Raw genomic sequence first — 10,876 nt, 5'->3', positions numbered from 1 at the left:
AATACTCCCACTTTATTAAAAATTTATCTAATCGTGCCACTTTATTCGTAACTTTTTGTCCTTGAGCTCCGTCTATACGGTATATTGGGATTAAAGAATTCTAATGGGAAAGGGGGTCACGGATACCAGCATGGCATTGTGGAGACGCAAACAAACCGAATCAGTTGCCGTTATCGAGCCTTCGGCAGAGCCGGCACTTGAACCAACAGGGATGGTTAAACAAGAGGTCAGGGCTGAACTGAAGCAATTGGCAGAGAGCGGCAAGCCGCTCTTGTCTGTCGAATCAGTGGAGCGGACGTTCCAGGTCGGCGGACAGCCGCTTCATGTTCTTAAGGGCATTAACATGGAGCTAAAGCCCGGGCAGCTCGTCATGCTTCGCGGGCGATCCGGATCCGGCAAGACGACACTGCTTAACATGATCGGGGGACTTGACCAACCGACGAAGGGACAGATTTTTTTTCATGAGCTGCCTTTTCACAAGATGAATGATGATCAAAGGACGTCTACAAGGCGCAAGCAGATGGGGTTTATTTTTCAGGCTTTCGCGCTTATGCCCCTGTTATCGGCCTATGAGAATGTGGAGCTGTCGCTGCGGATGGCCGGGACGCCCAAGGGCGAATGGAAATCGCGGGTGCATCATTGTCTGGAGCTGGTGGGCCTAACCAAGCGGATGAATCACCGTCCCTTTGAGCTCTCGGGAGGCGAGCAGCAGCGTGTGGCCATTGCCAAGGCGATCGCGCACCGCCCGCTGCTGCTGCTGGCGGATGAGCCGACGGCGGATCTGGATTCGCAGATGTCAGCCCAAATCATGTCGGTTTTTCAAACGATTATCCGCACGGAGCAAGTTACAATTTGTATGACAACGCACGATCCTACGATTTTGGAGGTTGCCGATCATGTTTACGAAATGGTTGACGGAAGGTTCATTTAAGCGGACAGCCGCAGTTATTCTGGGGGCTGTACTCGTGTTCACAAGCGGCTGCTCGCTGCTCCCCAATGAGGACCCGGAGGAAGTGCTGCCTGAGATCACGCCGCCGCAAATTTCGAAGAAGCCGGAATATGAGGTGACGACGACGACGCTTGAATCGAAAACAACGGGAACCGGCAAGATTATCTCGCTGCGGGAAGAGACGATGTATTTTACGCTTGAAGGCAAGCGCCTTAAGGATTTGAACGTAAAAGCAGGGCAAAAGGTAACAGCCGGTCAGGTTATCGCCTCCTTGGACGTCGATGATTTGGTGAAGACTTTGCGGTCCGACAAACTGCAGTTTAAGAAAGACGAAGTGCAAATGAAAGATACGCTGCGCAAGAAGGATGAAATGGATCCTGTCGATTTTGAAATGGCTGTCGTCGATTTTGAGGCCAAGCGCCAGCAGCTGGTGGAAGCCCAGGCTGAGATCGATAAGGCGACGATCAAGGCACCTTTTACCGGGACCGTGGTATCTTTGTCGGTGATGAAAGGCGATTCCATTACGGCCTATGATCCGGTCTGCGTGATTGCCGACACAGCTCAATTAACGGCAGGAGCCAAGATGACCCCGGAAGAACTGACGGGAATCAGCGTCGGCATGCCGGTAACTGTAGACATTAACGGAGCCGGCGAGGTCAAGGGCACGGTGAAGCAGCTGCCTGTTGTTGAACAAGAGGATGAGAATGGAGGCAACGGTGGCGGCGGCGGTAATGGCAATGCCCCGGAAAAGCCTGAGCGTCCTGAGGATTTTCTTATTGTAGAGCTCGAGAAAATGCCGGCGAAGGCCGTGCGTGGAACGCTTCTGTCCATCAGCATCACCACATCGCGCAAGGAAAATGTCATTGTTATTCCTCCTTCGGCTCTTCGCACCATCGGTTCGCGCACGTATGTCCAGGTTGTTGATGATCAGGGCAAACGCGAGGTGGATGTCGAGGTTGGCGAGCAGACAGCCACAGAAATTGAAATTATAAAAGGTTTAACGCCTGGACAGAAAGTCGTAGGTCGATAGACGATGGGGATGCCGTTATTTCGCTTTTTGTTCCGCAAAATGTGGAACACGCGATGGATGACGCTAAGCTCGCTTGCCGGTCTGATTATTGCCGTAGCATTCGCGACTAGCATTCCGATGTATGCGGACGGCGCCCTTAAACGGGTTGTCGCGCAATCGCTGAAGGAAGAAAGCAGCGGATTGCCCGCGGGATCGCTGCTTATGCGCTATCAGGCGACAGGCGGCGGCAGCACGGATGTGAATGCACTGACGGAAGTATCGCGTTATGTCAAAGAAGATGTTCCTCCCGATATCGGATTTCCTTACAATACTTATGTTCAGAATTTGGCAATCCGCAGCGCGGACATCACGCCTGAAGATCCTACCAAGGTGGATGCCAGCCGTTCCAGGCAAATGTCTTTAACCTCCATGTCGGGACTTGAGGACAAAAGCGAGCTGACCCAAGGGCGCTGGTTCGCCGATGCTGTAGGTGACGACGACGTGGTTGAAGCGGTGATCATGGAAGAAGCCATGTACAGAAGTGATATACATATCGGTGATGTGTTCGAGTATCCGATATACAGCGGATTGAATTTGACGCTGCGGGTAAAGATCGTCGGCGCCTATAAACCGCTGAGCGAGACGGACCCCTATTGGTATCAGGGGCTTGAAGGCATGATGAGCACGCTGCAAATTGGCGGGACCGCCTTCGAGAAGGGTCTCCTCCAGGACCGTAAAATCCCTCTTCATACGGCGAATTGGTATTATGCCTTTGATTTGGGAGAAATCCAGACGAGTCAATTGTCTCCTCTGGAGAAAACGCTGGATCGCCTCAATATTGAATTGTACCAGCGTCTTAAGGATACGAAGGTTGAAATTTCCTTCGCCAGTCTGCTGAGTGAATTCCGGACACAAAGTCTCCAGCTGCAGCTGCTGCTCTTTACATTGGCGGCGCCAATGCTGGCGATGGTATTCTACTTTATCGCGATGAATGCAAGGCAATCGCTCGACAAGCAGCGAAGCGACATCGCGGTGCTTCGCAGCCGGGGAGCGGGCACAAGGCAGATTATCTGGATTTATCTGCTCGAGAGCATTGTGCTGGGCATTATTGCTCTGATCATCGGTCCTTCCATCGGATGGTTTATGGCCAAGAGCATCGGTTCAGCCAATGGATTCCTGGAGTTTGTCAACCGCCAATCGATTCCGGTCGGCTTCTCTACGGAAGCGATCATCGCCGGGCTTGCGGCTGTCGTCCTTGCGATGCTGGCAACGGTTATTCCCGCTGTAATCTATGCCAGATCTTCGATCGTCAATTACAAGCAGCAGCTTGCCCGATCGGATCGAAGGCCGGTATGGCAGCGCTGGTACCTGGATGTGCTTCTGCTGGGAGCGGCCGGATACGGCTGGTATTTGTTCAATGAACGGCAGATGATTACCTTCCAAAGCGGGATGACTACGGATCAATTGAATGTCCAGCCGTTCCTGTTCTTTGTTCCGGCGCTGGCGATCTTCGCGATGGGGCTTTTCTTCCTGCGCGTGTTCCCGTGGCTGCTGAAGCTCTTTAATTGGCTTGGCCGGAAGCTGCTGCCGGTGCCGCTTTATTTGACACTTACTCAGCTCTCTCGTTCGTCGAAAGGTTATTATCCGCTTATGATTCTGCTTATATTGACGCTTGGCCTGGGCGTATACAATGCCTCGGCAGCCCGGACAATTGACCTGAACTCTACGGAGCGAACGCTCTACAAGTTTGGAACAGACGTCATTATGCAGACAGTCTGGGAAGGAAAGGCCGAAGTGATCGATACCGGAGGCCAAAATGGCGGCGGCGGCGGCCAAAACGGCGGCAGCGGTCAAGGCGGCGGCCAGGGCAGCGGTGGAGCAGGAGGCGGTGGAGGAGCTGGAGGAGGCGGCGGCCAGGGCGGTGGTTCCACGGTTCCGACGCGAATCAATTATTCGGAGCCGCCTTTCGAAATTTTCCGCAAGCTTGACGGTGTGGAAGCAGCGGCCCGCGTGCTGCAGACCAAAGGTAATGTAGTCATCTCCGGACGCTCCATCGGCCAAGGGACATTGATGGGAATCGATAATGTCGATTTCTCCAAGGTTGCCTGGTTCCGGGATGATTTGTTCCAGACGCATCCTTTCAATTATTTGAACTATCTGGGCATGTATGAGCAGGCAGCAATTATTCCCTCCGGTGTTGCGGAGAAATATCAGCTGAAGCTTGGGGATGTCGTTTCGGTCGGCTTGCAGGAAGGGATGATCGATTTTGTCGTTGTCGGCATTGTGCCTTACTGGCCTGCACAATACCCGGATCAATCGCCTTTTGTCATTGCCAATCTGGATTATATCTATGATCAGGTTCCGATTATTCCTTATGATGTATGGCTGAAGATGAAGCCTGGAGCGCTTACGGGGCCGATTATGAAGAAGCTGGAGAGTCAGGGGATTGAACTCGCGGGCGTTCAGGATGTCCGCATCGAGCTGGCGGCTCAAGCCAAGCATCCGACCAGGGGCGGCGTCTTCGGTATTCTGAGTCTGGGTTTTCTGGTCTCGATCATCGTTTCGCTTACCGGTTATGTACTCTATTGGTTCTTTAATCTATCAGGCAGAATCGTACAGTTTGGCGTTCTTCGAGCTATGGGCTTGTCGCGCAGGCAGTTGACAGGCATGCTCCTGCTGGAGCAGATTTTTACAGCCGGCTTGTCGATCGGCCTCGGCATACTGATTGGAAAGATTGCGAGTTTGCTCTTCCTGCCCTTTCTGCAGACATCGGAAAATGTCACGAATTCGGTTCCGCCGTTCCGGGTGGTTTTCGATTCGAAGGATACGACGCAATTATATATTGTCGTAGGTGCCATGATGCTTCTGGGAGCGGCGCTGCTGCTGGTGCATATCCGCAGATTGCGTGTGCATCAGGCGGTGAAGATGGGAGAGGAGCGTTAATACCAACATGATTACATGCGAAGGCCTTGTCAAAATTTATAAAACCGAAGATCTCGAAGTTGTTGCTCTTCAAGGACTGAATCTGAACGTCCGCGAGGGCGAGATGATGGCGATCATCGGCAACAGCGGCAGCGGGAAATCCACCCTGCTTAACATTCTGGGAGGGCTTGACCGGCCCTCTGCCGGTTCCGTCACAGTCGGTCCCTGGGATTTGCTCAAGATAACCGATGAGCAGCTCGTTTCTTACAAAAGGGATACCGTGGGCTTTATCTGGCAGAACAACGCGCGCAATCTGCTGCCTTATTTAACGGCCCTGGAGAATGTGGAGATGCCGATGATGCTGTCATCCAAGCTGGACCGTCCTTATGCCAAGCAGCTGCTGGAATGGGTGGGTCTGAAGGAGCGGATGCACAATAAGCTCCATCAGCTTTCAGGCGGGGAGCAGCAGCGCGTAGCCATAGCGATCTCATTGTCCAATCATCCGAAGATGCTGCTGGCCGATGAGCCGACCGGCTCGGTCGATTCACGGACCTCGGACATGATTATGGATATCTTTCGAAAATTAAATCGTGAAATCGGGATTACGATCGTGATTGTAACCCATGATCTGTCGCTGGCAGGCAAGGTGGACCGTGTCGTGGCGATTCGCGACGGGCTGACCAGTACGGAATTTATTAAACGCAATCCCAACATAGATGCAGATGGCAATATCAGCCTGTCGCAGCAGGGCATAGGCGAGGTTCATGAGGAGTATGTGGTGGTCGACCGGGTTGGCCGGCTCCAAATACCCAAAAATTATTTAACGGCTTTAAAGATTACCGATAAAGCGTCGATGGAATTCGATGGCGAGCGCATTATTATTTCGCCGCCAAAATCATTGGAGGGATAACCGTAATGGAACTCAAGGTCAAACCTAAAGGAAAATCAGTCATCCGCAGAGCCTCTGCACTTGTATTGTCGCTCGCTCTTGTATCGACCGTGCTTGCTGCCTGCTCGAAGGGAGACAGCGGCAGCGATGCCGAGCGGCATGTTCTGCGAATTGGTTTCATGTACTCCAATTCGGATAATGAGCCTTATCTGCGCCAGCAATTTACGGACTCATATGAGCTGACACATCCCAATGTGGATATCGAAATCGCGGCGGCAATCAATTATGATGATCAGCGCTTTCAGCAGCCGGATGCGAACAACAAACAACCAGATCCGTACGAGAAGCTGAAGGAAATGCTCGTTGGCAGCAATCCGGTCGATGTTGTCGTTCTGGAATCCGCTTATCTGAAGCGTCTGGTACAGGATAATATGCTGAAACAGCTGGACCCGCTTATTCAGGAAAGCAAGTTCGATATCGAGGATTTCGTGCCTGCTGTCATCAATGGAATCAAAGATGCTGGCGATAACAACATCTACGCCTTGACGCCGACATTCAGCGCGTCTGCTCTTTACTTCAACAAGAAAATATTTACCGATGCCGGCGTTACACCGCCTACTGACAATATGCAGTGGCCGGATATAATGGCACTGGCGGAGAGAGTTGCCAAAGGAGAAGGCAAGACACGCACCTTCGGCTTCTCATTCAACCGTTGGAGCGGCGATGGCTTCTCTGATGCGCAGAACTATGCGGCACCGCTGCAGCTCATGATGTTTGACAAAAAAGGCGAGAAGATGACCGTTGATACGCCGCAGTGGAATAAAGTGTGGACCGACGTCGTCAATTTGTATAAGAAGAAAATTGTCCCTTCCCAGTCGGATATGAATTTTGATAATGGGATGGCGACCAGCAGTTCCAAACCAGTCTTTAACCCGTTCCAGGGCGATTTGTTCCTGAGTGGACGCGTAGCGATGACAATCGGCGGCTATGATTATGTGAATGAACTTGCAAAAGCCAAAGACTACTCGGCTACAAACAAAGATATCAAAGCGATCGATTGGGATGTCGTAACCGTTCCTACCTTTGCCGAAGCGCCAGGCGTTGGTGGAAGTATTTATCTGAGCAATCTGATGGCCATCAATGCGAAAGCGCAAAACAGCGAGGATGCCTGGGAATTCATTCAATTCAATAACAGCAAGGAATGGGCAAAGCTGAAATCCCGCAGCACGTATGAGATGGTGGCCCGCAAATCGTTCCTCAAGCCCAAGGATGGCATGAGCTATAATATCGGCGCTTTCTACGCGCTCAAGCCAGTACCGCCGCAGGACATTGAGCTGGATAAATTATACCGGGATAAACAGGGCCTTTATCAAGTGAACCAATTGGGCCAGCCTCTCTTCCAGGAGGTTGTCGACGGCAAGAAGTCGGTGGATGCCGCGCTCAAGGAATGGCAGACTAAAGGCGATTCATTTCTGCAAAAGCTTAAAACAGATCCAAATGCCATGCTTGACCCTGCTGCTGGCGGCGGGGGCGGCGGAAAAGTCATATATAACTCCGGAGGCTAACATCCCGTCACTGCCGCACAATCGTGCGGCAGTATTTTTTTGAAGTGTAAGAACGGTTATTTTTTTCTAAGGGAGGAAACTTAGCTTAGCCTCAACCGGACGGCGACTGCCGTTTCTTTTTGTCTGCTGAGGAAGACTTATTTTTTCCTTAAATGGACAACCTATTGGAAAAATGGTAATGGAGGTTGTCTTCATGCGATGGGTGTATTGGATCCGTTTGTATGAAACGAAGTTTCAGGCAGGATGTCTGGTAAGCCGAATGGAGAGTGACTGGTGGGTTTATGGCTATGAAAGTCCCCGGGAAATCGAGGTATTCCAGTCGCGGAAAGGGCGTTTCGGAGTCCGGTATGTCCCCTGAGAAAAAAATCTTGACTTAATATTGGAATGTGTTGTATATTATATCTTGTCGCCATTCAAATGACGTTGTTGTGAAAATGGTACTTTCGCGGGGTGGAGCAGCCCGGTAGCTCGTCGGGCTCATAACCCGAAGGCCGCAGGTTCAAATCCTGCCCCCGCAACCAACCTTTCGATTATTATCTTAAGGGCCCTTAGCTCAGTTGGTTAGAGCGGTCGGCTCATAACCGATTGGTCGGGGGTTCGAGTCCCTCAGGGCCCACCATCTCATACACGTCACTCATGCCGGGGTGGCGGAACTGGCAGACGCACAGGACTTAAAATCCTGCGGTGGGTGACCACCGTACGGGTTCGATTCCCGTCCTCGGCACCAGCTTTGTACTTATAGGATCCATACATACCGATAACGTTCGAAGGACGAGCAGTCGGAAAAGAAATCAGCATCTCATAGCCGTAATATCCTCGTCAGCAGATGAGTATAGCGGAGGGGTGCTTTTTTTAATTTCATTGAGGAGGAAATGAAGTTGGCTGTCATATTCAAAAATGATTGGGCTTCGATTCTGGATCAGGAGCTGGAGCAGCCCTACTACAAGGAACTCCGCTCTCATCTTGCGGAACAATATCGAAGACAAACCATCTATCCGGGCATGCATGATATTTTTAATGCGCTGCATTACACAGCGTACGAGAAGACAAGTGTGGTCATTCTGGGACAGGACCCCTACCATGGTCCAAACCAGGCACACGGTCTGAGCTTTTCCGTACAGCCGGGCGTCAAGACCCCGCCTTCCTTGCAAAATATTTTCAAAGAGCTGAAGGATGATTTGGGCTGTCCCATTCCTGACCATGGGCATCTCGTTTCATGGGCCAAACAAGGCGTGCTGCTGCTTAATAATGTGCTGACCGTGCAGGCGGGTGCTGCCGCATCGCATCAGGGCCTGGGCTGGGAACGGTTTACCGATGCCATTGTCCAGGCCTTGAACAAGCGGGAGACGCCTGTGGTGTTTATTTTATGGGGCAAGCATGCCCAGGAGAAGGCCTCGGCGATTGATTCGGACACGCACTGCATGATTTCATCGGCACACCCCAGTCCGTTTGCCGCGCACCGGGGCTTTTTTGGCAGCCGGCCCTTCTCGCGCACGAACCATTTCCTTCGCAGCATTGGCCGTTCGGAGATCGATTGGTGCGTGCCGTCGCTCGCCAAGCTGGAATCCGCCGCGGATGAGGAGTAAAATATGGCGTTTGCAGAATCGAAGAAACGGGTGTCGAAGCTGCTTAATCCCGCATCAGGCTATCTGACGGGTTATTCGTATACACTGAACCCGTATGTTGGCTGCTCCTTCGGCTGTTCCTATTGTTATGTCAGGCGTATGCCGGTTGCCATGTTTCGCGATGAGCCATGGGGCGAGTGGGTGGATCCCAAGCCATTTGAAGACGAGGATTTCCGCAAGGAATGGAGCAGATCCTTGAAGAAAGGGCCAGTAACGGTCTTCATGTCCTCGGCAACGGACCCTTATCAACCGGCAGAATATACATCAATGCGGACGAGGCTCGTGCTGGAGGTTATGGCGGAGAAGCCGCCTGAATTTGTACTTGTGCAGACCAGGAGTCCGCTTGTAGTGCGGGATATGGACTTGCTCAAGCGTCTGGGCAGTCATGTCCGCGTCAGTATGACGGTTGAGACGGACCGGGAGGATATCCGCAAGCAGCTGACTCCCAAAGCGCCTCCACTCGCCGCCAGATGGAGCGCAATCCGCGAATTGAGGAATAATGGCATACCGGTTCAAGCCGCCGTGTCACCGCTTCTGCCGTGCTCAGAGCATTTTGCCGCAAAGCTCTCTGAAGCCGTGGAACGAGTTGTCGTCGATGATTTCTTCCGCGGCGACGGCAGCAAGGGCAAACGGTCCGCACAGCTTGGGATGCGGGAGCATTATCGCCTGCTTGGACTGGAACACCTCTATGAGGAGGAAACAGCGGACCGTTTTGTTGGAGAGCTGGGCAAACTGATGAAGCCGGGGGCGGTTTATTTTGGCTATGAAGGATTTAAGCCATAGTGAGGCGTGAGTAGCTTGCGAAAGACCAATAAAAAAAGAAGCTCCCCGATGACTTTACGAAAAGTCTTGGGAAGCTTCTTTTTCTCTGCCGGACGATTACTGCGGGCTGACACTATCGCCTGGGTCCAATTGTGACGAGTCACCGTGCATGATACCGGTCGAGGAACCAACACTGCCGTCTGATCCTCCTGCGGAACCTGGTGAGTCAGCAAGCGTGGGAGTGTAGGCTGACGAGACATAGGTCACCGATTTTACTTCTGTGATTACCTGAGGATAGACCTGATCGCCTTCTGGATAGGTTGCCTCGACTTGAACGACAGCCTTGTCGCCGTCAAAGGAGATGGAGCTGATTTTGAGTCCGTAGCCGGGGTTTGGAGCCATGGCAGAGACCGTGACTTCATTCACTTTGTCATTCACGGCGACCGTGCTGATTATCACATCGCTAAGCGGTGAAGGTGTGGGCTCCTCAACGGGCGGTACCGTGTTGTTTGCCTGTTCTTCTACGAATTGGATGGAGTTATACAGCCAGCCGGCAGCTTCGCCGCGGGTAATCGCTTTTTGCGGATAGAAATTTTGTTTGCTGTCGAGCTGGACAATTTTGGCGATCAGCAGTCTTTGAATATTGCTCATATAGTCTTTATTGATATCCGCCTCGTCATTAATCATCGCGTAAATATCAATAAACGCATAATCGCCTGTTTTCATAATTCCCTGGAACAAATGGTAAGCGAACTGTTCGCGTGTCATGACAGCATTGGGATCGACATCCTTAGGAAGATTAATGCCGTTAAATTGTGCAATGATGAATGCATCTTCATACCATGAGCCGTCTTTTGCTTTGGAATAATAATCACTGGCTTTAGGTGCTTTGACGAAGCGGATCGTGTCGATGTTCAGATCCAGGCCTTTGACAATAAGCGAAACGCCTTCCGCATAGGTCAAATTATTTCCCGGTTTGAATAAACCGTCTTTACCTCCGGAGAGAATGCCTTTGCTTTGCAAATCGGCAATCTTGGACTCATTCGGATCATTTTTCGTGTCGGAGAATGCCCATACGGATTGAGTTGCGGCAAACAGCAGCAGGACGACAACGGACAGCATAACCAGACTTCTTTTCATGGTTTATCACCTCAG

At 51.7% G+C, this 10,876-nt stretch carries 9 protein-coding genes and 3 tRNA genes; 11 read left to right on the top strand and 1 reads right to left on the bottom strand.

From position 1 onward, the window contains the following. Positions 1-211 precede the first annotated feature (211 nt). From AC0YNV_RS10785 to AC0YNV_RS10735, 11 genes are all read left to right on the top strand, one after another. Positions 212-931, top strand: a complete 720-nt coding sequence (locus tag AC0YNV_RS10785) for an ABC transporter ATP-binding protein (protein ID WP_475768415.1) — start codon at positions 212-214, stop codon at positions 929-931. Next, entirely contained in the window at positions 897-1,979 is a 1,083-nt protein-coding gene (locus AC0YNV_RS10780) for an efflux RND transporter periplasmic adaptor subunit (RefSeq protein ID WP_475768107.1), read from the top strand. Before AC0YNV_RS10785 ends, AC0YNV_RS10780 begins: the two co-directional genes overlap by 35 nt. Before the next feature lie 3 nt (positions 1,980-1,982). Continuing rightward, positions 1,983-4,901, top strand: coding sequence for an ABC transporter permease (locus AC0YNV_RS10775; protein WP_475768106.1), 2,919 nt, complete (start codon positions 1,983-1,985; stop codon positions 4,899-4,901). A 7-nt stretch (positions 4,902-4,908) separates the two neighbouring features. Next, a complete protein-coding gene (locus tag AC0YNV_RS10770; protein WP_210046539.1) occupies positions 4,909-5,790 on the top strand; it encodes an ABC transporter ATP-binding protein in 882 nt (293 codons plus the stop codon). A gap of 5 nt (positions 5,791-5,795) precedes the next feature. After that, the gene (locus AC0YNV_RS10765; protein ID WP_475768105.1) at positions 5,796-7,334 is read left to right on the top strand and encodes an ABC transporter substrate-binding protein; all 1,539 of its coding nucleotides are present in this window, start codon (positions 5,796-5,798) and stop codon (positions 7,332-7,334) included. A gap of 193 nt (positions 7,335-7,527) precedes the next feature. Next, on the top strand, positions 7,528-7,692 hold the full coding sequence (locus AC0YNV_RS10760) for a hypothetical protein (RefSeq protein ID WP_210046537.1): 165 nt from the start codon (positions 7,528-7,530) through the stop codon (positions 7,690-7,692). 86 nt (positions 7,693-7,778) lie between these two features. Next, positions 7,779-7,855, top strand: a tRNA-Met gene (locus tag AC0YNV_RS10755). Positions 7,856-7,876: 21 nt separating this feature from the next. Further along, positions 7,877-7,953, top strand: a tRNA-Ile gene (locus AC0YNV_RS10750). 19 nt (positions 7,954-7,972) lie between these two features. Then, positions 7,973-8,061, top strand: a tRNA-Leu gene (locus AC0YNV_RS10745). 151 nt (positions 8,062-8,212) lie between these two features. Continuing rightward, entirely contained in the window at positions 8,213-8,920 is a 708-nt protein-coding gene (locus tag AC0YNV_RS10740) for a uracil-DNA glycosylase (RefSeq protein WP_475768104.1), read from the top strand. A 3-nt stretch (positions 8,921-8,923) separates the two neighbouring features. Next, complete coding sequence (locus AC0YNV_RS10735) at positions 8,924-9,742, top strand: SPL family radical SAM protein (RefSeq protein WP_475768103.1); 819 nt, start codon at positions 8,924-8,926, stop codon at positions 9,740-9,742. Between the two features lie 96 nt (positions 9,743-9,838). Here the strand turns inward: AC0YNV_RS10735 and AC0YNV_RS10730 are convergent, their stop codons facing one another. Continuing rightward, positions 9,839-10,861 (bottom strand): S-layer homology domain-containing protein, encoded by a 1,023-nt coding sequence (locus tag AC0YNV_RS10730; RefSeq protein ID WP_475768102.1) that lies wholly within the window; start codon positions 10,859-10,861, stop codon positions 9,839-9,841. Between the last annotated feature and the right edge of the window lie 15 nt (positions 10,862-10,876).

This window comes from Paenibacillus sp. JT31N11 (assembly GCF_056269285.1).
The sequence above is the reverse complement of the archived record's forward strand: the minus strand, read 5'-3'. Positions and strand labels throughout refer to the sequence as shown.